This is a genomic window from Providencia rettgeri (assembly GCF_013702265.1).
Taxonomy (GTDB): domain Bacteria; phylum Pseudomonadota; class Gammaproteobacteria; order Enterobacterales; family Enterobacteriaceae; genus Providencia; species Providencia zhijiangensis.
On record NZ_CP059348.1, the window covers coordinates 2354232 to 2380110 of the forward strand.

Annotated in this window: 27 protein-coding genes; 13 read left to right on the plus strand and 14 right to left on the minus strand. The window is 38.5% G+C overall.

All coding sequences use genetic code 11. The features are described from left to right. The first annotated feature begins 145 nt into the window (after window positions 1–145). Window positions 146–1522 (plus strand): tRNA 5-hydroxyuridine modification protein YegQ, encoded by a 1377-nt coding sequence (yegQ, locus tag H0913_RS10820; protein ID WP_154603630.1) that lies wholly within the window; start codon window positions 146–148, stop codon window positions 1520–1522. Between the two features lie 354 nt (window positions 1523–1876). Here yegQ and thiD read toward each other — a convergent pair whose 3' ends face one another. Continuing rightward, entirely contained in the window at window positions 1877–2674 is a 798-nt protein-coding gene (thiD, locus tag H0913_RS10825) for a bifunctional hydroxymethylpyrimidine kinase/phosphomethylpyrimidine kinase (protein ID WP_154604392.1), read from the minus strand. Window positions 2675–3174: 500 nt separating this feature from the next. On the opposite strand from thiD, the gene pagP reads away from it, so the two are divergent. After that, on the plus strand, window positions 3175–3750 hold the full coding sequence (pagP, locus tag H0913_RS10830) for a lipid IV(A) palmitoyltransferase PagP (RefSeq protein WP_154603629.1): 576 nt from the start codon (window positions 3175–3177) through the stop codon (window positions 3748–3750). Between the two features lie 133 nt (window positions 3751–3883). On the opposite strand, the gene H0913_RS10835 is transcribed toward pagP, so the two are convergent. Together H0913_RS10835 and mgrB are read right to left on the minus strand one after the other, a co-directional pair. Next, a complete protein-coding gene (locus tag H0913_RS10835; RefSeq protein WP_154637740.1) occupies window positions 3884–5248 on the minus strand; it encodes an amino acid permease in 1365 nt (454 codons plus the stop codon). A gap of 186 nt (window positions 5249–5434) precedes the next feature. After that, a complete protein-coding gene (gene mgrB / locus H0913_RS18910) occupies window positions 5435–5575 on the minus strand; it encodes a PhoP/PhoQ regulator MgrB (RefSeq protein WP_071992159.1) in 141 nt (46 codons plus the stop codon). 248 nt (window positions 5576–5823) lie between these two features. On the opposite strand from mgrB, the gene H0913_RS10845 reads away from it, so the two are divergent. The 3 genes from H0913_RS10845 (at window position 5824) to brnQ (ending at window position 8733) form a co-directional block, all read left to right on the plus strand. After that, on the plus strand, window positions 5824–6207 hold the full coding sequence (locus H0913_RS10845) for a helix-turn-helix domain-containing protein (protein WP_154603627.1): 384 nt from the start codon (window positions 5824–5826) through the stop codon (window positions 6205–6207). Window positions 6208–6372: 165 nt separating this feature from the next. Continuing rightward, window positions 6373–7182, plus strand: coding sequence for a sugar-phosphatase (yidA, locus tag H0913_RS10850; RefSeq protein WP_154603626.1), 810 nt, complete (start codon window positions 6373–6375; stop codon window positions 7180–7182). A 219-nt stretch (window positions 7183–7401) separates the two neighbouring features. Beyond that, window positions 7402–8733 carry a branched-chain amino acid transport system II carrier protein gene (brnQ, locus tag H0913_RS10855; protein WP_154637741.1) on the plus strand — a complete coding sequence of 444 codons (1332 nt, stop codon included), beginning with the start codon at window positions 7402–7404 and terminating at the stop codon, window positions 8731–8733. 87 nt (window positions 8734–8820) lie between these two features. Here the strand turns inward: brnQ and yddG are convergent, their stop codons facing one another. Then, window positions 8821–9705 carry an aromatic amino acid DMT transporter YddG gene (gene yddG / locus H0913_RS10860; protein WP_154603624.1) on the minus strand — a complete coding sequence of 295 codons (885 nt, stop codon included), beginning with the start codon at window positions 9703–9705 and terminating at the stop codon, window positions 8821–8823. 205 nt (window positions 9706–9910) lie between these two features. Beyond that, complete coding sequence (locus H0913_RS10865) at window positions 9911–11368, minus strand: alanine/glycine:cation symporter family protein (protein WP_181477236.1); 1458 nt, start codon at window positions 11366–11368, stop codon at window positions 9911–9913. 662 nt (window positions 11369–12030) lie between these two features. On the opposite strand from H0913_RS10865, the gene H0913_RS10870 reads away from it, so the two are divergent. Further along, entirely contained in the window at window positions 12031–12279 is a 249-nt protein-coding gene (locus tag H0913_RS10870) for a DinI-like family protein (protein ID WP_036953155.1), read from the plus strand. A 298-nt stretch (window positions 12280–12577) separates the two neighbouring features. On the opposite strand, the gene H0913_RS10875 is transcribed toward H0913_RS10870, so the two are convergent. Continuing rightward, the gene (locus H0913_RS10875; RefSeq protein ID WP_154637743.1) at window positions 12578–12949 is read right to left on the minus strand and encodes a hypothetical protein; all 372 of its coding nucleotides are present in this window, start codon (window positions 12947–12949) and stop codon (window positions 12578–12580) included. Between the two features lie 338 nt (window positions 12950–13287). Between H0913_RS10875 and H0913_RS10880 the strand changes: the two genes are divergently transcribed. After that, window positions 13288–13635, plus strand: a complete 348-nt coding sequence (locus tag H0913_RS10880; RefSeq protein ID WP_181477237.1) for a hypothetical protein — start codon at window positions 13288–13290, stop codon at window positions 13633–13635. Window positions 13636–13703: 68 nt separating this feature from the next. Here H0913_RS10880 and H0913_RS10885 read toward each other — a convergent pair whose 3' ends face one another. Further along, window positions 13704–14213, minus strand: coding sequence for a DUF1543 domain-containing protein (locus H0913_RS10885; RefSeq protein WP_181477238.1), 510 nt, complete (start codon window positions 14211–14213; stop codon window positions 13704–13706). 277 nt (window positions 14214–14490) lie between these two features. Between H0913_RS10885 and H0913_RS10890 the strand changes: the two genes are divergently transcribed. Next, on the plus strand, window positions 14491–15642 hold the full coding sequence (locus H0913_RS10890; protein ID WP_154637745.1) for a pyridoxal phosphate-dependent aminotransferase: 1152 nt from the start codon (window positions 14491–14493) through the stop codon (window positions 15640–15642). A 64-nt stretch (window positions 15643–15706) separates the two neighbouring features. Here H0913_RS10890 and H0913_RS10895 read toward each other — a convergent pair whose 3' ends face one another. After that, entirely contained in the window at window positions 15707–16051 is a 345-nt protein-coding gene (locus H0913_RS10895) for a DMT family protein (RefSeq protein WP_154603617.1), read from the minus strand. 227 nt (window positions 16052–16278) lie between these two features. Between H0913_RS10895 and H0913_RS10900 the strand changes: the two genes are divergently transcribed. Further along, the gene (locus tag H0913_RS10900; protein ID WP_181477239.1) at window positions 16279–17076 is read left to right on the plus strand and encodes a class I SAM-dependent methyltransferase; all 798 of its coding nucleotides are present in this window, start codon (window positions 16279–16281) and stop codon (window positions 17074–17076) included. Between the two features lie 86 nt (window positions 17077–17162). Here H0913_RS10900 and H0913_RS10905 read toward each other — a convergent pair whose 3' ends face one another. Together H0913_RS10905 and H0913_RS10910 are read right to left on the minus strand one after the other, a co-directional pair. After that, the gene (locus H0913_RS10905) at window positions 17163–17498 is read right to left on the minus strand and encodes a hypothetical protein (protein ID WP_232368782.1); all 336 of its coding nucleotides are present in this window, start codon (window positions 17496–17498) and stop codon (window positions 17163–17165) included. Between the two features lie 225 nt (window positions 17499–17723). Continuing rightward, on the minus strand, window positions 17724–18062 hold the full coding sequence (locus H0913_RS10910; protein WP_154603614.1) for a GlpM family protein: 339 nt from the start codon (window positions 18060–18062) through the stop codon (window positions 17724–17726). A gap of 208 nt (window positions 18063–18270) precedes the next feature. Between H0913_RS10910 and H0913_RS10915 the strand changes: the two genes are divergently transcribed. Then, window positions 18271–19113 (plus strand): MBL fold metallo-hydrolase, encoded by an 843-nt coding sequence (locus H0913_RS10915; protein ID WP_181477240.1) that lies wholly within the window; start codon window positions 18271–18273, stop codon window positions 19111–19113. Window positions 19114–19195: 82 nt separating this feature from the next. On the opposite strand, the gene H0913_RS10920 is transcribed toward H0913_RS10915, so the two are convergent. Then, complete coding sequence (locus H0913_RS10920) at window positions 19196–19585, minus strand: nuclear transport factor 2 family protein (RefSeq protein ID WP_154603612.1); 390 nt, start codon at window positions 19583–19585, stop codon at window positions 19196–19198. Between the two features lie 223 nt (window positions 19586–19808). Between H0913_RS10920 and H0913_RS10925 the strand changes: the two genes are divergently transcribed. After that, entirely contained in the window at window positions 19809–20378 is a 570-nt protein-coding gene (locus tag H0913_RS10925) for a cytochrome b/b6 domain-containing protein (protein WP_154637749.1), read from the plus strand. Window positions 20379–20385: 7 nt separating this feature from the next. On the opposite strand, the gene H0913_RS10930 is transcribed toward H0913_RS10925, so the two are convergent. Next, window positions 20386–21144, minus strand: coding sequence for a YnfC family lipoprotein (locus H0913_RS10930; protein ID WP_154603610.1), 759 nt, complete (start codon window positions 21142–21144; stop codon window positions 20386–20388). 477 nt (window positions 21145–21621) lie between these two features. Here H0913_RS10930 and H0913_RS10935 point away from each other — a divergent pair, with 477 nt between their 5' ends. Next, a complete protein-coding gene (locus H0913_RS10935) occupies window positions 21622–22002 on the plus strand; it encodes a DUF805 domain-containing protein (protein ID WP_036953139.1) in 381 nt (126 codons plus the stop codon). Between the two features lie 95 nt (window positions 22003–22097). Here the strand turns inward: H0913_RS10935 and H0913_RS10940 are convergent, their stop codons facing one another. Together H0913_RS10940 and icd are read right to left on the minus strand one after the other, a co-directional pair. Next, complete coding sequence (locus H0913_RS10940) at window positions 22098–22853, minus strand: YnfC family lipoprotein (protein WP_232368783.1); 756 nt, start codon at window positions 22851–22853, stop codon at window positions 22098–22100. 455 nt (window positions 22854–23308) lie between these two features. Continuing rightward, complete coding sequence (gene icd / locus H0913_RS10945; RefSeq protein WP_154603607.1) at window positions 23309–24562, minus strand: NADP-dependent isocitrate dehydrogenase; 1254 nt, start codon at window positions 24560–24562, stop codon at window positions 23309–23311. 545 nt (window positions 24563–25107) lie between these two features. Between icd and H0913_RS10950 the strand changes: the two genes are divergently transcribed. Continuing rightward, entirely contained in the window at window positions 25108–25761 is a 654-nt protein-coding gene (locus H0913_RS10950; protein WP_181477241.1) for a hypothetical protein, read from the plus strand. Window positions 25762–25879: the final 118 nt, after the last annotated feature.

The following is a 25879-nucleotide window of genomic DNA, read 5'->3' on the forward strand; positions in this document are numbered from 1 at the left end:
CAGCGTTTCTGTAACAAAATTATAACCCTGTTTTTTACATGGGAAATTTGGCATTCCCGTCATTTAGCGTTAAAATCCCCACCCTCGAATTTTTACACCAAGCCATCCGGCTTGGTGCTGACCTGACATCAGACTGAGAACTAACATGTTTACACCAGAATTATTATCCCCAGCAGGTTCCTTGAAGAACATGCGCTATGCTTTCGCTTACGGTGCCGATGCGGTTTACGCCGGTCAACCTCGTTATAGCTTACGCGTGCGCAATAACGAATTTAACCATGAGAATCTCGCTAAAGGGATCAATGAAGCCCATGAGCTGGGTAAAAAATTCTATGTGGTCGTCAATATCGCGCCACATAACGCCAAGTTAAAAACCTTTATTCGTGACCTCACTCCCGTGATTGAAATGGGCCCCGATGCACTGATTATGTCCGACCCCGGTCTGATTATGATGGTGCGTGAAGCCTTCCCGGAGATGGATATTCACTTATCGGTTCAAGCTAACGCCGTCAACTGGGCTTCCGTGAAATTCTGGAAACAAATGGGATTAACTCGCGTGATTTTATCCCGCGAATTATCGTTGGAAGAGATCGCTGAAATCCGCCAGCAAGTGCCTGAAATTGAGCTGGAAGTCTTTGTACACGGCGCGTTATGTATGGCGTATTCCGGTCGCTGCCTGCTATCTGGTTATATTAATAAGCGTGACCCGAACCAAGGTACCTGTACTAACGCGTGTCGCTGGGAATATAAAGTTCAGGAAGGTAAAGAAGACGATGTGGGTAACATCGTGCATGTCCATGAGCCAATCCCAGTTAAAAACGTAGCGCCAACACTCGGTGAAGGTGCTCCAACCGATAAAGTTTACATGATTGAAGAAGCGATGCGTCCGGGCGAATACATGACAGCCTTTGAAGACGAACACGGCACTTACATCATGAACTCAAAAGATTTACGCGCCATCGAGCACGTTGAAACGCTGACAAAAATGGGCGTTCATTCACTGAAAATCGAAGGCCGTACTAAATCATTCTATTATTGTGCTCGTACTGCCCAAGTCTATCGCCGCGCCATTGATGATGCAGTAGCGGGTAAGCCATTTGACCCAACCCTGCTTTCTACCCTTGAAGGGTTAGCACACCGCGGTTATACCGAAGGTTTCTTACGTCGTCATACCCATGATGCCTACCAAACCTATGAATATGGCTATTCCGTTTCAGATACCCAGCAATTTGTCGGTGAGTTTACAGGCAACCGAGTGAATGGCTTAGCGGAAGTCGATGTGAAGAACAAATTTAGTGTCGGTGACAGCTTAGAGTTAATGACACCGTCAGGTAATATCGTCTTCACTCTGGATGCATTAACTAACCGCAAAGGCGAATCTGTTGATGTGGCTCCTGGTAATGGGCATGTGGTTTATCTGCCGATCCCCGAAGATGTGGATGTAAATTTTGGCTTGTTGATCCGCAATCTTGCGGGAACGACTACTCGAGACCCGCATCAAGCCCAAGAAGAAAAAGCGTAAAAGCGGAAAAAGCGGAAACTACCGAGCATTCCATTAGCTTATTGCTAAACACGTTTTACTAAATAGAAGCCCATGGTCGATGACTATGGGTTTTTTCTTAGGTATTCGTGTAAAAAACGGTCATTTTATGCTTTATTTTAGTTGAGAATCATTCTCGTTATTGACAGTTTCGTTAAAAAGTGCACTCAATATCCAAATTTATGCAACAGATCACATCAATTGGTTATTCTATATCGTATAGTCACTGTCGAAAACGAAGAACTAGAAAGTCATAAATTAAGACTAGGAACCACCTCCTTGGCTGGCTCAATCTCCCTTGAGCTAGCCATTTCTTTTTTCTAGCTCCCCAAATTCTTACCACCAGCGATGAAAATGGTGTACAGGTCCAAAACCACTGCCGACTTCTAAACTATCCGCTTGCTCCAACGCCCCTTGCAAATAGGCTTTTGCTTCCACAACCGTTTGTTGCCAATTCGCAAAACGCGGTCTCAGTGCGGCTAACGCGGCTGATAATGTACATCCTGTACCATGGGTATTTTTGGTATCGATACGCACCGACGTAAAACGCCACTCGCCTTCTGGGGTGATCAACCAATCAGGGCTTTGAGAATCGATTAAGTGCCCACCTTTCATCAAGACACTTTGGCAACCCAATTGCAGTAAACGTTGTCCTTGCTCACGCATTTGTTCTTCAGTTTGTGCCATTTGCTCATCAAGTAATACGGCTGCTTCGGGCAAATTTGGCGTGATCAGCGAAACCATGGGTAAAAGCTCGCGTCTTAGGGTCTCTACCGCGTCTGGTAATAATAGCGGGTCTCCACTTTTGGCTACCATCACCGTATCGAGTACCACATAAGGTACGGGTGTTTTTTTCAACGCATTGGCGACCACTTGGACATTATCGCGATTAGATAACATACCGATTTTCGCGGCATCAATACGGACATCACTTAAAACAGAGTTCAATTGGGCCGCAACAAAGTCTGAAGGGATATTATGGATGGCTTGAACACCTTGCGTATTTTGTGCCACCAGCGCAGTCATCACACTGGTTCCATACGCACCGAGTGCGGAAAATGTTTTCAGGTCTGCTTGAATACCGGCTCCGCCTGATGGATCCGTTCCCGCAATCGTTAATGCATTCACTCTCATTAATGCCCCTCCATTGTCTTCAGAAAAATAATTGTCTTCAGAAAAATAATTGCCTTCAGAAAGATAATTGACCTTAGTCATATTGCGCTTATTGCATCTTTTTAACTTAATAAAAATCATTAAGTTAATTAAATAACGTCCTTAAATGAATTGTCTCATACACAATGCTAATTACTAGCAGATTATCCATTGACCTCAATAATTAAATGCGATTGATTTTCATCAAAAACAACGAGTTTAATTTGTATTTGAAAATCATCATGTTGCATGATGAATATTCATTGAAATATCTATTTTTGCTATGAATATCGAATTGATTTCTTACAGCAAATTACGATCCCAATAAGTCATTATCCTAATTTAACCATTTATTGCTGTCCTATTTAGCTTATCTTTATTAAAATAATTCACACTACAATTATTACAATTGCGATAATGATGTCATCATTGTCAATGTCTATCATGACTCATCTATCAGATAACACTAGATTGGATCCACAATGAGAGTTAATAAAAACATACAGTTGGTTGTAGGCGCATCGGCAATTCTGAGCGCTTCAATCTGCATGTCATCACCTGCGTTGGCTGAAGAGCAGTCAGTCGGTTTATGGGATAAATTCACCAATAATGTCAGTACCACTTGGGATTCTGACAAATATGAGCTGTATATCCCGTTCTTCACTTGGCATAACCGTCTTATGTACGATAAAGAAAAAACAGATACCTATAATGAAGAGCCATGGGGCTTTGGTATCGGTAAATATCGTTATGATGAAGATAATGACTGGCATGCGCTCTACGCGATGGCATTTATGGATTCCCATAATAAAGTCGAGCCAATCGTAGGTTATGGTTTCCAAAAAATGTGGATCCCAGGTGACCTTGATGGCTTCCGTATGGGAGCAGGTTTCACATTAGGTATCACCGCACGTGAAGAATATAGCTATATTCCACTCCCTGCACCCCTGCCTTTAGTTTCTATTGAATATGATAAGCTTTCTGTTCAAGCGACCTATATTCCAGGAACATACAATAACGGTAACGTCCTGTTTGCTTGGTTACGTTGGCAGTGGTAAGCGCTTGAGCTTACGCTCATCTCGCTAGAAACTGATTTAGCAGAACTGATTTAACAGAAAATAAGCGCATAAAAAAACCGGTAGATTAAGCATCTTACCGGTTTTTTGTTTTTTATTTATCAAGACTTTTTACTTATGCAGCCTTGCTCTCTACACCTTGTTTTTTGGCACCTGAGAATTGATAACCAACCCACAGAACCGCGACCCAGAGAGGCATAATCAGTACAGAAACGCGTAACCCATCCATTGTCAGAATAATAATCAAGATCAGCGACAAGAACGCTAAACATAGATAGTTACCAAACGGATACCAAATACTCTTAAACTTCGTTTCAATGCCCTGTTTATTCATCGCGGCTCTAAACTTCAAGTTAGAAACACAAATCATAATCCAGTTTAGCACCAGCGTTGTTACCACTAAGGACATCAGTAATTCAAACGCCTTGCCTTCCATCACAAAGTTAATCAAGATCCCGCCAGAAGTCGCGATACCTGAAATAATTAGCGCCATTACAGGCACGCCGCCTTTATTCACTTTTGCCATAAAGCGCGGTGCGTTACCTTGTTGTGCTAAACCATACAGCATGCGGCTAGTACAATAAGCACCACTGTTATAAACCGACAGCGCAGCAATCAAAATCACCACGTTCAATGCGTTGGCAACAAGCAAGTCACCCAACTCATGGAAAATCAGTACGAATGGGCTAGTTTTACCATCCAGTTGTACCCATGGATACAGCGCCAGTAATACCGCCAATGAGCCGATATAGAATATTAAGATACGGTAAACTACTTGGTTGATGGCTTTTGGAATGCTTTTATCTGGATCTTCCGCTTCTGCTGCGGTGATCCCGACTAACTCCAGTCCACCAAATGAGAACATAATAATCGCCAGCGCAACCAATAGCCCGTTATAGCCTTTGGCAAAGAAGCCGCCGTATTCCCACAAGTTACTTACTTTGGCTTGAGGGCCGCCATGGCCACTAAACAGCAAGTAACAGCCAAATAAAATCATCGCGATAACCGCAACAACTTTGATCAGCGCAAACCAAAACTCTGTTTCCCCGTAGGAGCGAACGTTAATCAGGTTAATCGCATTAACTGCAATAAAAAACACCAGCGCCGAAACCCAAATAGGTAACTCAGGCCACCAATGCTGCATATATTTACCCGCCGCAGTCAGTTCAGTCATCCCCACGAGGATAAACATCACCCAGTAGTTCCAACCCGAGAGGAATCCGGCAAAACCGCCCCAATATTTGAATGCGAAATGGCTAAATGACCCTGCAACAGGCTCTTGAACAATCATTTCACCTAACTGACGCATGATCAGAAAAGCGATAAATCCACACAATGCATACCCGAGTAATACCGACGGACCTGCCATTTGGATAGTGGTTGCTATCCCTAAAAATAGCCCTGTACCGACAGCGCCCCCCAAGGCAATTAACTGAATATGCCTGTTTTTCAATCCGCGCTTTAACGTCTGTTGCGCCATATCTTTACCCTTCGTCCTCTAGCTTTTTGTTATCGTCCACAGCTGTGATAATCACGCAAGTTTATTTGAATTTTTGCATGAACTCCACTCGCAATTACACCACTGTAAAGCTGGCTTTCTGCCTGTCTTCTAATGTTTCCAAATAATGACAAACTAATATCCAGTAAGACGTTGCAAAATGCAAACTCAAAATGGTAACAAACCCGTCACGCGGCAAACGCCGAGTTGAAAGTCATCCCCACCCTGATCGCAGAGATTATTCATCGCTAAGAGGTATAAAAAAGCACAAATAATTACAATGCTGATGATTAATAGCATATTTCGCATAGATAATGGGGTTCTTAATAGTCACATCATCTGGCAATATTAATCGATATTACCGTCTTTAGTTGCGTAAAATGGGCTATTCATCGTTTTCAAGAAAACAATTGTTTATTTTTGCAGCTCTTGATAAATAACTGGCTATTGTTGTGTGATTTTTATACATAAATCAGTAATACCGCACAACCAACCTTTGTCATGGTGAAATGAAGTTGTGTATACTTCAGTTACCGTAAAATAAGAATGAATTTGAGATGGCACAAGATAACCACGTAGCACTTGTTAATGCTCTAAGTAAATGGATTGAAGAGCATTTAGGTCGAGTCATCCACTTGGAAGAACTCGCTGCCTATTCTGGGTATTCCCTTTGGCATATGCAAAAAATCTTTAAGGAAGTCACAGGGATATCCTTAGGAAAATATATCCGTCAACGTCGACTGGCTGGCGCCGTATATTTATTAAGAAATAGCAGCCAAAGCATTTTTGATATTGCGTTAGATTTTGGCTTCGGCTCGCAATCTCATTTTACCTATATGTTCCGCAAAGAATATGGCATTACACCGTTTGATTTCCGTCAAAATGACCAAATTCATTTGGATGTAAAAGAGCCATTACACCTAACCCCGGATGATGAGTGAATTTGTTTTACGCGCATTAACCTGCATTTTTTCAGTTTTAATGCGATAAAACATGGGCATTCTCATCCTTTTTACTGAGCAACTTATTCGTTGCCCTCTTAGATAATTTACATTCTCGATAATCAGAGTAAGGTACGTGTAAAAGTTCTATTTTAGGAGGCATTGATGTCAATCAAACTGGTCGCCATTGATTTAGATGGCACGTTACTCAATTCGCAGCACCAAATTTCTCCCGCAGTGAAAGAATCCATTACCCGCGCGCACAAACAAGGTGTGCGAATTGTCCTTGCCTCAGGTCGCCCCTATTCTGGCATTTTACCTTACCTTCAAGAACTTGGATTAGATACTGCCAGCAACTACTGCATCAGTAACAATGGCAGCGTGATCCATCAAGCCAATGATGGCAGCCACCTGTATGAAAATCTGTTAGATTTTGAAGATTATCAATATTTTGCTGATCTGGCTAACAACGTGGGGGTCCATATGCACGCCCTTGCGGATAACACCATGTTCACCGCTAATCGCCATATTAGCCGCTATACCATTCATGATGCCTATTTCACCAATACACCTCTGGTCTATTGCCCCGTTAACGAAATGGATAGCTCGCTCAGTTTTACCAAAATCATGATTATTGACCATCCTGAGAAACTGGATGTGGGTATTAGCTATATTCCTGAAAATACCTTTGAAAACTATTCGCTAATCAAAACCAGCCCTTATTTTCTCGAAGTTTCGAATAAGGATGCAAGCAAAGGCTCTGCGCTGAAAGTGTTATGTGAAAAATTATCCCTCACGCCAGACAAAGTCATGAGCATCGGTGACCAAAATAATGATGTTGCCATGCTACAGTATTCGAGTGTTTCGGTTGCAATGGGAAATGCTGCACCACATATTCGTGAAATAGTGAAATTTGTCACCGACACCAACGATTGTGATGGCGTTGCTGTCGCAATAAACAAATTTATTATCTAGTGAGCGGTTAATTTAGAGTTCAAATCTCTAGACCAAAATACAATTTAACGGGATATGCCTAGACATCCCCATTCTGGCATATCCATCTCCTGCACTCCTTTTAGAACTATTTTATCCTTCACCTTACTTACTCTTCCAAATTTGATACTATCTGCCTCTTTCAAAAATTGTCATTCAACTATAAGTACAATAAAACCCACATCACTAACAGGTAGTAAAATGTTTTCGACTAAAGATATGTTAATTCTGGGGATGATGGTATTCGCCTTATTTCTAGGCGCGGGAAATATCATCTTTCCACCCATGGCTGGCTATCAATCAGGGACAGACTGGTTTGATACCTCATTAGGCTTTCTGATCACCGGTGTTCTGTTACCTTTCCTAACCTTGGTAACGGTTGCAGTAAAAGGGCGTGGTGAAAAGCTGTCTGTTGATTTACCCAAATGGGTTGCCGTCATTTTTTGGGTTGCACTCTACTTAATCGTCGGCTCCACATTTGCGATGCCAAGGGTAACGAATACCGCGTTTGAAATGGGCTTCTTACCATTAGGCTTTGTTGAAAAAAGTACATTCTCGCATCTCACTTTCGCACTCATTTTTAACTTTACCTCGATGTTCTTCATGTTGAAGCAAGGCACCATGATCAGCGCGATTGGTAAGTTTATGACTCCAGCGTTACTTATTTTGTTAGTGGTTGTGGGAATTGCCGTGGTCATTAACCCGCTTTCTGACATGAATCCGCCTGTTAAACAGTATGCTGAATTCGCCTTCTTTGGCGGTGTAATTGATGGCTATCAAACCATGGATGTACTTTCTGCGATGGCGTTTGGTGGGATTGTGGCGCGTGCATTGGCTTCGAAACAGATCACTGAACCTCGCCAAGTCGCGACTATCACCATTAAAGCGGGTTTAATTTCAGTAAGCTTACTCGCGGCATTGTATATCTGCCTGTTCTATTTAGGCGCGACCAGTGAACAAGTGGCGAATACAGCCACCAATGGCGGACAGATCTTCTCTCGTTACGTCGATGTCCTGTTTGGTGCAGTCGGTACGTGGATCATGTGCGGAATTGTATTACTGGCAAGCATGACCACGTTAGTGGGTGTGACCAGCGCCTGTGCGGATTACTTTGCGACTTTCCATCACCGTTTAGGTTATCGCTTCTGGGTGGTTTTCTTCACAATGCTAACCACCGTCGTGTCCACGTTTGGTCTCGACACCTTATTGCGCGTCACCATTCCGGCGCTGCTGATGATTTATCCTTCATCGGTCACTATCGTGTTCCTGCAATTTGCGCGCAAGTTTATGGCTGCTCCTCGAGTCACTTATGGGATCACCATTGCTGTCGTAGTTCTGATGAGTTTGTTTGATACGCTCAATAATATGAAACTGCTTAATGAGACGGTAAAAGCAAACCTGATCACCTACTTACCGCTGTTTGAGCAAGGTATGGGGTGGTTAATCCCTGGAATTATCGCGTTTATTATCTCGATGTTTATCGGCAAATTGACCGCAAAAAGCGAGCCTATTGCTGAGCAAAACTTAGCTTAATTTTGATATTTAAAAGCCGAATGTTGGCATATCGCTGACATTCAGCTTTTATTTTTTAGCATGAGCACGCACCCCCCAAAATTTAACTCAGCGCCTTGTGGCAATAAAACAGGTGATTGACCCTATGGTTACCATCAAGACACCTTGCCAGAAGCCCAGAGTTAATGCGGTGCTCAATAACATTGAAGAGAATGCCGTAGAGATCACTGGAGTGAAATAGGACAATGTCCCAAGAAAAGCCACATTGCCTTTGATGATTGCCACAGTCCAAAGCGCATTTGCCCCACCGGTTGCAATGGCAGTAACAAATAACAAACTGACACTATTCACATTGATATTAAATGGCGCTGGCGTCGAGAAGATAAATAAGATCCACAATCCGACCGATGTCATGATAAAAAACAGCACCATACCATTGCAGCCATTCGACATTCGTTTCGTAATATTGCTATAAAAAGCCCACAGCAGTGCACCAACAAAGGCTAAAGCGTAGCTAAGCGGGTTGCTTTGAATATTTGAAAGAATCGCATTTAGGGACAAAGGTTGATCCCCAGAGATAACCCACAATAAACCTGCAAACGCTAAAATAAGCCCAATAATCAGTAATAGGCTAAAACGCTGCCGATTAAATAAAACCGCTAACGCAATTGTGAAGCTCGGCCATAAGTAATTCACCATCCCCAGCTCAATGGCTTGCTGACGATTATTGGCAAGCCCTAGCGCTAAAATAAAGCAGATTTCATAGCTAACAAATAAAAATGCCCCCCAAAATAAATAGCGTCTAGGGAAAAGATGAATTTTCGGTAATCCCATTACAACAACCAAAACCAGGCTGCCTATCGAATAGATCAGTGCCGCACCACCAATAGGACCAAAGTTTTCGCTCGTACTGCGAACAAGGCCTACCATCGTGCTCCACAATAAAATGGATACGACCCCGTAAAATGTTGCTGCATATCGTCCGAGTTTCATCTTCCTGATCAACACCTTATTTCATATTTATCTTGGTTATTATTTTCCTCCAAAACCTTACGCTCTAAAGGCAATAAAGCAAGTTTTTTATATTTATTGACCAGAGAATGAAGAATAAAAAAGGCGCCTAGAAACAAATCTAAGCGCCTTCTATTTTCTTTCAACTGTGGTCAATTGCAGCCAACAGCGATCAGCGGCTTCAAAACTAATGGGCTTCGTTCTTAACCCACTGCTCAACTGACTCTTTTTCCCAAATTCCTTCATTGAGCTGTTTTTTCAGCTCTGGATGTTCATTAATATCAAATGTTGGAATTTTTCCAGCGCCTAATTGCTGGTTGTAATCTTTCGCGAGTTTGAATGCCACACCGGACAACAAGAGGATGGCAATCAAGTTGGTAATTGCCATTAATCCCATCGAAACATCTGCAAGCTTCCAAATCAGTGGCATTTCACCGAGTGCCCCGAACATCACCATCCCCAATGTTGCTAAGCGGAAAATAAACAGCCCGGCTGTATGGTTATTTTCCAAGAAAATCATATTGCTTTCTGCATAAGCATAGTTGGCAATGATTGATGTAAAGGCAAAGAAGAAAATTGCAATCGCAACGAAGATACTCCCCCAACTGCCCACCGCAGAAGATAAAGCTAGCTGAGTCAGCTCAATACCATTGATTTTACCCACTGGACCATCTAACACGCCAGAAGCCAAAATAATAATGGCTGTAGCGCTACAGATCACAATGGTATCCATGAATACACCCAACATTTGCACGTAGCCTTGGGAAGCTGGATGCGGTGGATAAGGTGACGCAGACGCCGCGGCATTTGGTGCAGAACCCATTCCGGCTTCATTCGAGAATAATCCGCGCTGAATGCCTTGCGTCATCGCTTGAGCGATACCATAACCAATAGCGCCGCCTGCGGCTTCCTGTAAACCAAAGGCGCTACGGAAAATCAGCATAAAGACATCAGGTAAACGCTCAATATTTTGACCAACTACCCAGAAAGCCAGCACTAAATAAGCAACAGCCATAATTGGCACAACAAATTCGGCAACTTTAGCAATTGATCTTAATCCACCAAAAATAATGATGCCACTGAGGATCACTAAGGCGATTCCAACATAGAGTGGGTTAAAATCAAATGCCACAGCAGTTGCTTGTGCAATGGAGTTCGCTTGAACTGCATTAAAAACCAAACCAAATGCAATAATTAAAAAGATAGAGAACAGTACACCCATCCAGCGTTGTTTTAAGCCTTTCTCCATATAATAAGAAGGCCCGCCGCGATAGTTACCTTGGTCATCTTTGGTTTTATAAAGCTGCGCTAATGTGCATTCAACAAATGACGTTGCCATTCCTAGTAATGCAACGACCCACATCCAGAATATAGCGCCAGGGCCGCCCGCCGTAATCGCGATAGCAACACCCGTTAGATTTCCAGTACCGACTCGAGCCGCTAGGCTGGTACATAATGCTTGGAATGAAGAAATACCTGAACTGTCCGATTGAGTGCTATTTTTCAGTACTCCGAACATGTGACCAAAATGCCTGAACTGAATAAATTTAGATCGTATTGTAAAATATAAACCGGCTCCCAGTAATAAATAAATTAATAACGAGCCCCAAATAAGATTGCTGATTGAGTTTATAAATTCTATCAAATTATGCTCCTTTTATTATATCCACTAATAGAGGTATTAGTTGGTGAGTTATTTAGCTCCATATTATTTAAGTAATTAAAAACATAAAAATAAAAACCATGATGGTTCATCATGAATAATCAATGTTATTAAACAAGACCCATGAATTATATTTTTTTTACTTTCTCTGTAAATTTTTTTCTGGCTATCAGCCTATTTAATACTTAAGACAGCGAGCAATCATGTAAATCAGAATAAAAAAATGAAATTAAATAACAGTTAAAACAAAGTGATACGACTTTATTGACTACTTTAAGAACAACCTCAATCAATTGATTAAAAACATGCCAATTTTTAACCAGAATTTACAGTTATAAGTAAAAAAACATTAAATTTAATTAACTGAAAGCGTATTTAATTAAAATGATATTTCCGTACTTTTTAAATTGAATAACTAATTGATGGCTTTTAATTATTACTCTTTTGAATAACCATTGAAGATAAATATTAAATATAGTTTGATACGTCTTTATTGAATTATATTTACGTATTTTAAATCTACCGATTAAACCTATTTCAGATCAAAATAATCATTTTGCAATCATCATAATAAGATTATTGCTAATGTTTTATGATACCAATACACTTATCGCTAATTTGCTTTCTACATCAAAGGGTAATATATGGAAATCCACATCAAAGTTTCTGACGATTTAGTCTCAACGCTCTCTGAAAAATCCTATGACGCGTTCACTGCTGAATTGCACGCCAGAGTTTTAGAAGTATACCCAGGTAGTAACCTTTTCATTACACATGACAGTGGTGCAACCACCTTCAATACCAAAGGCTTCCATGATGATAAAGAAGCGCATATCGTTCTTCATGAACTGGTTGAAGATGTTTTCCATCATGGTCACTGGTTAAAAGCATAATACTCTAGCCCTATTTTCCAGCCTCTCGCGATAACCGCTAGGCTGGAACTCATCGCTCTCACCCTTCTCCCTATTTCAAACCCTGATCAAGATCATAGTTAATGATGATGTTAGTCAACTTTGTATAAAAGTCCTTTTCTTTTAAGCGTTATATGATAATGTATATAACGAATTTTCATTTACATTGCTTTTGCTAATTTATAGCAGCCAGTATCTATTACTGGCTTTTTTTATAGGGAAAATTTAGGCGAACGCCTGAATTGAGTTCTCAGATATTCCGTCAATCTCGCAGAGAAAACTACTGCGATTTTTCACATAATGACACAATGGCAGTGCGTAGTTCCGGTGTATCACTAGTAATCAATTGATGATGCTCAGAGAATTTTCCACCTTGTACACTGACGCTAGCAACAAACGGTAATTTATCACTTTGCTCACTGGTTTGATAAAAACCACAGACTCGGTAACTTTCACCTTCTTTGAATTCGCTTTTCAGAACAATTTTGACATCATCAAAAGTCAAAGGGCTTCCTGAACTTAACTTGTTCTCGATAAGCTTTTCAGCTTGCTTGGTGACATCGCTATCACCGATTGTTGTATAAAACTGATAAGCAAATACGCCTAACGCCAATAAAATCACTATCAGTAGCTTGCTTTTTATACGTTTCAATCTCAAATCCTTCTCATACTACACTTATGGGCTTATCGATTATGTTAACACCTTTACCCTGTCAATAATAAGTATCTCGATATTCATGCCGCACAAAAAGCTCCATCTAATTGACAAAATAAAAATGAATTTGTTTTACATTTAAAATTTTATGATTTATATAATATTGACTCTCAGCCTTTATAATACGACCACAATTTATTTAACAAATATTTATCAATGTGAGGAAATAATGAATAACTGTGTTTGAAATATGAAACCCTCCTATATTTAGGTAAATCAGATTGAAATAAAAAACCACAATGACAAACTGATAATAAATAAAGAGGAGAATCAAAATGAAAAATTTAAAATCACTTATTTTAATCGGTAGTTTATTAGCGGTGAGTTTCTCTACATTTGCTTATCATGGTAATGGTTATCACCGAAATGGCAATGGAAGTTGGTGTAATGGATCTAACCAAGCTCAGTATGATAGACCATGCGATGGTAACTACCGTGGGCAATACATGGGGCGCCATCAAGGCATGATGCAATACTCCACAGCTGTACAAACCACTCAACCAGAAGAGGCGTTAAAGAAAATTACAGCGGAAGTGCCAAAAGGTGAGAATAACAAAAAATACATGGTGAAAGTGGCAGTGGTTGAAATCTCACCAAGCTTAGCCACACAGGAAGTCCAATAAATTTTACTCTGTATAACAATAGCCAGTAATATCTTTAATAATGCTGGCTATTACATATTAACTAAAAGTTAGCTATTTATACCTATTGGTAAATATCCTTGCCATAATGCTTGATATTTATTTCCATTCTCATTTTTGTTTAGGTGAATATAATATTCACCAACTTTTTGCAGTAATAAACAATCATCGACATCTTTTAAATTATCTTTATGCTGTTGCTGGCTATTAACTAAAAGTTGGCTAATTGCTTTTTGTTTAGCTTCTTGGGCATTTTTTGCCACAAACAGATCAAACTCATGCAGCTCTGCAAGTGTAGATGAAATATATCCGCCTACATTGATAAAATAGAGTTTGTATTCACTGTCTGATGGTTCTTTGCTCAAACTGATGTCGAATCCATCTGCCCAATTGATATCTGCATACCCATTCACATGGATTTTATCTTTATCCCCAAACCAAGCATCTCGCAATAATGGCCAAGCTTCTTCTGGCGTGTTGACTGCGGCAAACTGCACATCATGTACTTCAATATTGGATTTTCCGGCATTACCACCAACATAAAACATAAATAGCTTCATTATTATCTCTCTGTGATTAGTTATCGTTGTATATTTTAATATATAACCATATCAATTCAACGTGCAATAATTAACATTATTGCAAAAAATAACCATTAAACTAAATTGCTATTTAAAATCAAATAATTATATAAATTTAAAAATTAACCCCATCTAAAACCACTCCTTACAAACATAACAAAATGAATAAAAAATCACTTTAACTATATATTTATTTACAACTGAATTATTTCTAGTAATCTAATCACACAAAATAAATATATTTCAGGGACTCATTATGGATCGTCGTTCATTTCTAAAATCAAGCTCACTTGTTGCTGGTGGCTTAGCACTAAATTCAGTTTTAAATCAAGCAAGTGCAAATACTAACGCCCTCGTCAAACCGAATGCTCAACATCCGTTATTACTCAATTTCAATGAGAACTCATTGGGAATGTCACCTAATGCACAAAAAGCGGTCATCGAAGCCTTACCAGGTTCATTCCGTTATCCTGATGATGCGCGCTCCGAGCTTATCGGCAATATTGGTACACTGCATAGCCTAGACAGCAAGAATGTGACCCTCGGAAATGGTTCGTCAGAAACCATTCAGGCGGCTGTCGCCATGCTCGCAAATAAGGCAAGAAAAGAAGGCATAAAAATTCAGCTTGTTACCCCAGATCCTACATTTAACTATGCTGAACTCTATGCACTCCCACTCGGTGTAGAAATTACTAAAGTTCCATTAAAATCAGATTTGAGTTTTGACCTGAAAAAAATGGAGCAAATCGCCAATGATTTCGACGGTTTATCCATTATCTATATCTGTAATCCAAATAACCCAACGGCAATGATAACGCCACATACTCCGCTCGATAGCTGGATGAAAAAAGTTTCAGACAAACAGTTTTTTATTGTTGATGAAGCCTACGCCGAGTTTGTTGAAGATCCACAATTTGTGAGCGCAATCGAATTAGTCAAAGCAGGACAAAAAAACCTGATCGTGACACGGACTTTCTCGAAGATTTACGCATTAGCAGGCTTGCGAGTGGGATACGGTATTGCTACCCCAGAAATCATTGAAGCAGTCGATGAGTTTATCTCGATTGATAACACCAATACTGCGGGTGCAGTCGCTGCCATTGCTTCATTAAAAGATAAAAAATTCTTAGAATATAGCCTTAAATCTAACAATCTTTCGCGTAAAATCGTTGAAACTGCGCTCAATGAATTAGGCTTAGAATATGCGCCATCACAAGCTAACTTTATTTTCCACAAAGTAAAAGGCGATGTGAAAACCTATAAACAGCGCATGAAAGAGGCCAATATTATGGTTGGCAGAGAGTTTCCACCTGTTATGGGCTGGAACCGTTTAACCTTAGGTACCCCACAAGAAATGGAACAGTTCGTTGCGGTACTTAAAGAATTTCGTCAAAAAGGTTGGGTGTAAGTAAAAACTCCCTTCTTTACCAAGCATCTTCTACCATTCTCTATAAAGTAGAAGATGCTGATAACTAAAAAGGGCCTTTAAAAATAAAAAATGCGCCTGCAAAAATAAGAATAAAGCCAATAATATGGTTTATTGTAAAGCTCTCACCGAGATAAAGCACTGAGAACCCAACAAATACACATAACGTAATCACTTCCTGCATCGTTTTCAATTCAGCAGCGCTGTAATATTGATGCCCTAAGCGATTTGCAGGTACCGCGAAGCAATATTCTACAAATGCAATTAACCAACTAAAGAATATGACAATATATAATGGCTTATTCGTAAATTTTAGATGCCCATACCAAGCGAACATCATAAATACATTGGAAATAACCAATAAGATGACAGGATAAAATTTTGCAAGCATGATAAGCCAATGGCAAGTTCAAATATGCATATATTATGCGAATAACTCCCCCTAAGTTCAACCATCTTCCCATACTTGTTCATTATTGCTCTCACGTATAACCAACTAAATAGCTTGCATTTTTTCCCAATAGGAGAATAAATTGTACTTACTGGTACATTCTCTTATTTACTTTAATCTCACCGTGACTACAATAAACTCAATTAATGTATTTAGAGGTACACTTTATGACGGATTTTATCATTGCAAATCAAAAGGCATGGGATCAACAAGCTGCATCTCAACAACCTTGGTCTACTCCGGTTGACAGCCAAACAATTGAAGAAGCAAAAAGAGGAAATTGGGAAATTCATCTAACGCCAACCCCATTAAATAAAGCTTGGCTTGGTAACGTAAAAGGGAAAAAAATTCTCTGTTTAGCTTCTGCCGGTGGACAGCAAGCGCCTGTCCTGGCCGCTGCGGGTGCCATCGTGACAGTATTTGATTTGTCAGAAAAACAGTTAGAACAGGACAGCATGGTGGCTAAGCGGGATAATTTAACATTGACGACAATTCAAGGAGATATGCGTCATCTCCCTATGTTTGAAGACAATTCATTTGATATTATTTTTCACCCAATTTCAAACTTATATATTCCTGATGTTAATCCTGTATGGCAAGAATGCTTTCGGGTACTTAAACCGCAAGGTCGATTGCTCTCAAGTTTTTTTAACCCTGTCGTATTTGTTGGTGATAGAGAATTTATGGATGATAAAGAAAAAAGTTCTGCTGAAAATACCATTATTCGACCTCGATATACCATGCCATTTTCAGAATTAGATCATTTATCTCAAGAACAAATGGCGTTAAAACAAGCGAAGCAAGAAGCGTTTGTCTTTGGTCATTCACTGACTGACTTAATTGGTGGGCAAATACAGGCGGGCTTTAACATTGCAGGTTTTCAAGAAGATTGGCAGCCGAATCCTCGTTTTGTTATCGATAATTTCTTACCGACATTCCTAGCGACACTGGCAATAAAACCATAAGATCATAAGATCATAAGATCATAAGATCATAAGGCAGAGTTGATAATACAAAGACTAGTCTGCCTTTTAATTATTATGATTTATGACTATCGATTGCAATAACGTTCCCAGATCGGGTCAAATTGTTCAACGGGGACAATGTCATCAACTTTTTCAACCAGTGGAATAGATACCACTGTTTTACCATCTTTGTTTTTATGTAAACGAACAATGAATCGTTTATATCCGTAAGGTAAACCATCTTCAAACCCAAAAACTTCACCACAATAGTAGCCAGTCTCATCGCCCTCTTCATTCTGATTCAGGACATGATATTTCACATTTTTGTATGTTGCGGCTGATGGATATACCAGAAAATCTTCAACGGCGCTTTTGACTTTACTCTCCGCGTCCATCTCAGTATCTGAAGAAACTTCTGTCATCACACCTGCTATGTAGGAACAGCCAGCAACTAATAATAATACAAGGACTCTTAGTAACATTTTTCTCTATAGAATGGCGAATTAGAACACACTAAGTATTATTATAAATCGTCTAAAAAATAATTCGAGTGCAAATCTAACACAGAAATGTTGTATATGAATTTAAATGCTAAAAATCGCATTTTTTATTTGGTTTACGCCACGAAGGCGTTAAATTGATAAATTTCACTGGGTAAGCTGCCAGAAATACACTAAAACAGCTGCAGTGACTATCCAAATCAATGTTGCTAAACTTAAACAAATCCACGGTGTTAATTTGGTTGCAAAGACATAAACAGTGATTAAATACATTGCATAAGGGATTAATGACCATAAACCAAATAATGCTGTTTTTCTTAAGGCCTCCGCTCCTTGCTCCTGAACCACAATCACATGGGCAATTAATGCAAAAGTGGGAAACAAAGGAACCAATCCCGCAATATAATAAACTTTGCTTCGCGAGAGGATCGCAATAACTAAAACAGCAAGTGCACCAAATAGGCATTTTATTAATAAAGAAATCATAGCAAACTCAATAGGGTTAAGAGTAATTGTACTGATTATCACTCTAAACTACTCACATTGACTAGTTAGCTTTCATGAACAATCCTTTCCCGATCACATATTTAGACATGTGATTTTTTACACCCTATATGTTTATCGATGGTTGAATATTTTTTGCCATTATTCTGATATAACCTCTTTGTATAATGAAACAACTAAAGAGATAAAAATGACAATAAAAATTTCTGTACTCGTTGATAACAACACCCTGATTGACAGCTATTTCTGTGGTGAACCCGCAGTTTGCTACCACATTGAAGCTGACGGTAAAAAAATCCTATTTGATACTGGCTATTCCGACGTTTTCATTAACAATGCCAATATCCTCAATATCGACCTTGCTCAAATTACTGACCTCGTTTTATCCCATGGTCATAATGATCACACATGGGGAATTAATCACCTTATTCAATATTTAGACCGCCGAAATGTTGAATCACAGCAATCCAAAAAATTGATTTATCACCCAGACGCTTTGCAACCTAAAAGTTATCACTCAAAAGTTATTGGCGCGAATACCCCAAAAAATGTTTTAACAGCCTACTTTGATACTGTTGAAACCAAAGGTGCTTACTCTGTTTCTGAGAATGTGATTTTCTTAGGTGAGATCCCAAGAAATAACACATTTGAAGGGAAAGAGCCGGTAGGTAAAACTATCGATGAACATAACAACAGCGTTGATGATTATGTTCTTGATGATAGCGCCCTCGCGATTAAAACCTCCGAAGGGCTGATTGTTATTACGGGATGCTCACACTCAGGGATCTGTAATATTGTCGAGCATGCTAAGCGAGTCACCAAAATAGACAAAATTGTGACTGTCATTGGCGGGTTTCATTTACAAGAAGCTTCCGATGAGCTGTTAAACCAAACCAGTGACTATTTTAAAAAACAGAATTTATTGCAGATCCACCCATGCCATTGCACTGACTTGGCTGCCAAAATTCATTTAGCGAAACACGCCCCTGTTCAAGAGGTCGGAGCCGGCATGCAACTCATCTACCCTGCATAAAATAACACTTAATCATGTAGCTAATTGAAATAGCATTTATATTAGCTACATGGCTTCATACTGATTGCCTTTACAAATATATTTATGTTCTTGAGCCCAGATCATTATCGTGTTTTGAGCCTGATAACATTCTCGTCAGCTCTTCACATCGAATAATTTTTCCATTCATCAAATGGAAACAAGCAAATACTTCAAATTCACTCACTGTGCCCTCTTTCTTTATTGCTCTCGCAATATGTTGTGTATGAACACAGTTTTCACCTTCTGCAATTGACTTAATGTCTATCGTGATGCTCTCGGTGGCTTCTTTTAACACTTGCATATGCGTACAGAACTCAGTGAAGTCAATCAATTTCCCATCAACTACTTGCACATAATCCGATGAAAAAAATTGTTTAATTACTACCAAATCCCCAATTTGTTTACCAAGAACCGCTTTCAATGCCTGTTCCACAAATACCATCTTATTCATGCCTATTCCTCTATATAATATTATTTTTTCATTTCTTAATATTATATTTGGCCAACTCACATGACTTTCAATCACACTGCTTTTATTAGAATAAAAATAATTCTTATTTACATTAAGCAAATCCATTCATCTAATTTTTATCATCAAAACAAACTTATTGAATTTCATAAGTAGAAAGACTACAACGTAGAGTAATCGAGAAAGATTTCTTTTAAGGAATAATATGAAGCTGTTTAAATCTATTTGGCAGTTTTTTGGTATTTATCAAACACCCGCCGTTCGCTTAACTCATTGCATGATATTTTTATTGGTCATTGGCCAAATTATCATCAGCAATTGGATGTCTGTCAGTAAAAGTGGCGTGATCCCAGCAAGTGGGCTTGCGTATTATTTTACTTGGCTACACATTATCATTGGGTTTTGTTTATTATTTTTGGCGACTATTCTCATTTTTATCTGCCTTTCAAATCGAGGATTTAAATACTTCTATCCTTATTTATGGGGAGATCTCACTCAGATAAAAAATGATGTCAAAAGCTTATTTAATTTAAAGCTTCCCGACAGCTCACCAAAAGGGTTAGCAACAAGTGTCCAAGGGCTTGGATTGGGTGCATTGGCGCTAGTTGTCCTTTCTGGTGTGACTTGGTTTATTTTATGGTGGCAAAACTCACCATTAGCCCCTGAAGCGAGAAATATTCATAAAACACTCACGGGGTTAATCGAAGCTTATATTGTGGGGCATGGTCTCATGGGATTATTGCATTTTATCCTATGGAGAAAAGCACCCCATTAACCTACAGTTAATAGAATGAAGCATCCGTCGTACTATGTTTCTTCAATGTAATTTGCTTTCCATCCGAAATAAGTGTCAATACAAATTGGCACTTATGCGACACGCCCTGCTGGTTATACTCACATTGAGTATCAACAGTTAGCACAGACTGATCGAGCACTTTAACTTCTAGAATAAGATCATACGGCTTAGTTTCATCACTTGTATACCTTACGGAAATCTCTGAAAATAATTTATTATCATTGTAATAGGCAACATTGTATGAGCGATTATTTTCATCATAGTGAAACGTACTGAGCTTAGTTTTAGGTTCCGCGACCCATGAGCTATTAATGAAACCATCAGCATTATACTGGTAGGTTAATTTACCATCGGAGTCTTTTTTAGATAGAATTAAACAATTATTTCCAACTTCCATTTCTACTGGCCCATTAGAATCTTGACCAATCAATTTATTCTTCTCACGTTTAACAGAAAGCTCATTATGTACACTGTTGATATACTCATCTTTTGTACGAGTCATGCTAAAGCTTTCTATACAACCATCCTTTGCTATTTTCAAATCTGACTCATAGTTTATAGAACCATCTTCATTATAAACGACAGATTTAACATGCTTAACATTGCCTTTTACTGGATTAAAATCATACAGTTGAGCCATATTAAAAACAACCGGGTTATATTTATCCATAGGGACTGCACCGGCCTGAAATGGTAAAAAAAATGTTGTTATGCTGGAAGCCAGTGATAAGAACTTAATATTCATGCTGCCCTCTAATTTTTATATTTATTCTGATAGTTAAATTACTATTTATTTTAATGAACTTGAAATTTTATACGTAAAAACACCACCAGAAGGATGCGCCTAATTTTACTGTGCTTACGTTTAAAGTTAAAGGTAGACTACCTCACTGAGCTCAAGAAATTTAGAGCTTAGACGCGCTATCATACAAATGCTCTCGGCCATACTATCTTTATCTCTAACATAAAACTATTTTCATTTAAGTCATACATTTTTAAAATAAGAAAAAACCAGCACAATCTTTTAGCAAAGTGAAATAAGCTGCTAGAATTAATGTAAAGTTTCGCAAGTATGCCTGTTTTTAACAGATTATCTCATGGAAGATAAATTAATTTATTGAGAGTTATCTTACTGTTATATTGAAATATACAGATAATGCTGATTTACACAAATTTAAGTTCTACCTATACTCACCACTCAATTTTTCGTTAAGGAATAAACATGAATTGGTATTTAGAAGTCATCAAGAACAACTATGCTAATTTCGAAGGTCGTGCTAGACGTAAAGAGTATTGGATGTTTACTCTTATTAACATGATCATCATTATGGTTCTATATGCATTGATCATTTCATCTGTTGATTACACAACAGGTGAAATGGGTGGATTAGGAATGATTGCTGGAATTTTATTAGGGATCTATGCGTTAGCCACTATCGTCCCTTCTATTGCTGTATCAGTCCGTCGCTTACATGATACTGAAAAATCAGGTTGGTGGTATTTAATCTCATTTATCCCATTTGGTGCGATCGTATTGCTCGTTTTCATGTGCTTAGAGGGTACTAAAGGCGATAACCGTTTTGGCGCAGATCCAAAAGCATAAAAATAGTGCCCCTTATTAAGTAAGGGGCTTATTTAACCGTCTTTTAAAACTCTCTTCATAGCATCTTTAATCTATTTACTTCAATCCATTAGCCGCTAGTAAAATACAGTTTCCGTAACACTTCTTTTAGGTAACTTTATTGTTTTTCCATTTGATACGATTGTGAGTATAAAATTGCATTTGTGTGCAATATTTTGCTTGTCATAATCACATTTAGAATCGACAACTAAGATTGGCAATCCAAGTGCCTTAATTTCCATTTGAAGATCAAATGGCTTTGTTACGTCCTTGCCGTAACTAATGATACTTTCCGAGAACACAATATTATCTTTATAATATTTTATCGTCTCAGGAAGGTTATTTTTGTTATACGTGTTTTCGCTGTATTGAACTTTAGGCTCTGCACTCATTGAGCCTATAATTATCCCATCATTATTGTACTGATATATTAACTTTCCGTTACTATCAGTTCTGGAAATAATCAAGCAATTCGCAGCCACTTCCATTTCAACTGGCCCATTCGCATCTGAACCCACCAATTTATTTTTTTCTCGTTTGATTGAAAGCCAGTTATCAATGCTATTTAAATACTCATCTTTTTTTTGTTTCATCGTAAAACTATCAACACAACCATCACGACCAACCTTTAATGCAGATTGATAATTAATGGTTTCATCCTCATTATAAACAAAGGTATTCAATTCTTTGATATTGCCTTTAACTGGATTAAAATCATAGAGTTGAGCAAGATTAAAAACGATCGGGTTATACTCATTTTTTTGAAATGCAGCAGATTGGAAAGAGACGGTAAATAATGCCAATTGAACAATTGAACAATTGAAGCTAAGCATTTGTTATTCATATAATTCTATACCTCAGAATTGCTAATTTGCTGTGTTCTAAATTTATAACTATTCTTTTCTAATTTTTATTTACATCATTAATTTTACTACAAATAATCCTAGTCATATTAACATTTATCAAACTAACTTCCAGCGCCATTTTTTATAAAAAAACAGCAAATACGTATAAACACTTATTTGTTAAATCTCTTCACGTTGCATTCAGATAATCTTTAGGTAATAAGATTTACACGTATTTATACCTATTTAATTATTTAAATTTAATAAAAAACCGCACTAGGCGGTTATTGGTTCAAAACGAAACGGGATTAATTAATATAACTTTCAACAGGTTTTAGCGATAAAATAGCGCTTATTTTGTAGCCCGTTTTGCAGAAGAATTTTTCAAGGCACAAAAAACGGGAACTATTAAGCTCCCGTTATTAATAACACTAAGCAATAAATTACATGTGCTTAATGATTGCGTCGCCGAATTCGCTACATTTCAGTAATTTAGCGCCTTCTAATTGACGTTCGAAATCGTAAGTTACAGTTTTAGCCGCGATTGCGCCTTCCATACCTTTAACGATTAAGTCTGCCGCTTCAACCCAGCCCATGTGGCGCAGCATCATTTCTGCGGACAGAATGATAGAGCCTGGGTTTACTTTATCTTGGCCTGCATATTTCGGTGCAGTCCCATGAGTTGCTTCGAACAGTGCACATTCAGAACCGATGTTTGCACCAGGTGCAATACCAATACCACCAACCTGTGCAGCTAATGCGTCAGAAATATAGTCACCATTTAGGTTCATACACGCGATAACATCATACTCTGCTGGACGCAGCAGGATTTGTTGTAAGAATGCATCCGCGATAACGTCTTTAACAATGATATCTTTGCCAGTTTTTGGATTCTTGATTTTAACCCATGGACCGCCATCGATTAATTCACCGCCGAATTCTTCTTGTGCTAATTGGTAACCCCAATCTTTAAATGCACCTTCAGTGAATTTCATAATGTTGCCTTTATGAACTAAAGTCACTGAATCACGGTTATTATCGATCGCATACTCAATTGCCGCGCGAACTAAACGTTTTGTACCTTCTTCAGAACATGGCTTGATACCAATACCGCAATCTTGTGGGAAACGAATTTTCGTCACGCCCATTTCATTTTGCAGGAAGTTGATCACTTTGTCTGCTTCTGCGCTGCCCGCTTTCCACTCAATACCTGCATAGATATCTTCTGAGTTTTCACGGAAGATCACCATATCAGTGAGTTCAGGCTGTTTAACTGGGCTTGGTGTCCCTTTGTAGTAACGTACTGGTCGTAGGCAGATGTATAAATCAAGCTGTTGACGAAGTGCAACGTTGAGGGAACGAATGCCGCCCCCAACTGGAGTGGTTAATGGGCCTTTAATAGAAACGCGGTAATCGCGGATTAAATCGAGGGTTTCTTGCGGTAACCAAACATCTTTGCCATATAACTGAGTGGATTTTTCGCCCGTATAAATTTCCATCCAAGAAATTTTACGCTCACCGTTATAGGCTTTTTTAACTGCAGCATCGACAACTTTTAACATTGCTGGAGTGACATCAACCCCAATACCGTCACCTTCAATGAAAGGGATAATTGGGTTGTTCGGAACGTGTAATTTGCCTTTTGAATCAATGGTAATTTTAGCGCCTTCTGCCGGAACTACTACTTTGCTATCCATTAACCTCTCCTTCACTTGCGTATTTTGCTTGTTAATTTTTTGTAAGAGACCTGTCAATACTACTGCAATCTGCGTCGAACGCCAATGATTACTAAGCTAAGCTTTTATGCAGATCGCATTTAACGCATTATCTTCGTGTCCAAACACTCAATGAAACCAAAACAACTTCAATTAAATCATAATATTAAAACAAACATCAATACTCTAAAAAGTCAAATGCTAAGCTAAATAACCACCTAAATACTGAACGACCTTATTCCATAGCTTATCTAAAATACTCTACCCAAACATTCGTACTGCTCACAGAAATTAATATATTGTCATATTATCTTTATGATTTAATAGATTTAATTAAATTATTCGTACTTAATGGTTTTAATGCACACAAACCAAAATCGCATTGATTTTTAATAATTTTAAATTATTGCCAATTTGATTAAATTCTATTTAAATAAATAATGAAATACCGTAATAGATTAAGAAAGATAAACTTTTATTTATTAAAAATATAATTATTAATTCAAGATAATATAAAAGGTGAATATATGGAAAAGTTATCGGACTTAATCAATCTCAAGCAAAAAATCTTCTTACAGCATCCTTTTTTTCTAAAACCCATCAACCCATCCTTACCCGTCAAAGAGTCACTGGCATTTTTACCGAAACTTACATTCTTTATTTTGGCCTTTGGGGACATTAATAAATACATTCTTCCCTTTGAAAATCCTCAAGATGATTTAGAGATAGCGGTCAATAATCATGCTTTAGAAGATTCCGACCATTGGTATTGGTATATCGATGATCTCCGCACATTGCGTATGAATGAGTCACAACTTATTACGGATACCTTGGTATGGTTATGGTCGCCACAAATGGAAGCTAACCGTAAGCTCGTTTATGAATTAATCAGCGCCATTGTCAATCAACCGGCTAAAATTCGCTTAGCTGTCATTGAAAGTATGGAAGCAACAGGGCGTACATTCTTCACTTACGTCAATCAAATCGCTAAATTATCGCCAATACCACTGAAATATTGCGGTGAGATTCATTTGGCTCACGAATCTGGTCATGCCATGGGCAGTGATGCAGAATTAATTGATACCATTAATTATACAGATGAAGAACACGCTCTTTGTGTGCATTTGATAGAACGAATATTTATCGCTTTTTCTCATTTTATCGATGAAATAAATCAATAAGCTATAAATCAATAACACCATAAATCAAGGGAGAGCTGCCTGTTGATTGCTCATACCTCTCCCTTAAATAACCAACCAAGACAGCCTTACTTTATCGCCAAAATATCGCTATTCTATT